Origin of the sequence: Geobacillus sp. WSUCF1, assembly GCF_000422025.1 — a bacterium.
Classification (GTDB): domain Bacteria; phylum Bacillota; class Bacilli; order Bacillales; family Anoxybacillaceae; genus Geobacillus; species Geobacillus zalihae.
The window spans coordinates 1-543 of record NZ_ATCO01000167.1 but is presented as its reverse complement, the minus strand read 5'-3'; the positions used below and the strand labels follow the sequence as shown (position 1 = coordinate 543).

General features: G+C 46.4%; 1 protein-coding gene. It reads left to right on the top strand.

Annotation, left to right across the window (positions count from 1 at the left end; all coding sequences use genetic code 11):
- Positions 1–543, top strand: a 543-nt coding sequence (locus I656_RS0116630; RefSeq protein ID WP_033006501.1) for an IS4 family transposase, incomplete at both ends; no start/stop codon positions are given.

Genomic DNA, 543 nt, shown 5'->3' with positions numbered 1-543 from the left:
GACTCGGACGCTCGTTTTGCCTATCATGCCCAGCATACGATTTTACCGAATGACCTATGTATTCGGGATTTGGGCTTTTTCTCCGTTGCCGCACTGGCCGAGATCGACGCCCGCGGAGCGTATTATATTACTCGGCTCCGTTCCGATATGAAAGTGTATATCAAGGAGAATGGCCAGTGGAAGGAATGGGATTGGGAATCCCTTGGGAATCAATTAGAGGAAGGGGAATCAGTGGAAATGGAACATGTATACATCGGACATGAACGCTTGTATGTTCCACGGTTGGTTTTCCGCCGTCTGACGGCGGAAGAATGGCAAAAACGGATGGCGTATGTGCGGAAAAAGGAAAAAAGAAAAGGGAAGGCGCTGGCACGCCAAACCCTCGAACAAAAGAAATACCACATCTTACTGACGAATTTACCACAAGAGTCGTTTGATGGTCAACAGGTTTATGAGCTCTATTCCCTGCGCTGGCAAATTGAATTGTTGTTTAAAGCCTGGAAATCCGTATTTGATTTGGAGAAAGTCAAGGAGATGAAAAAA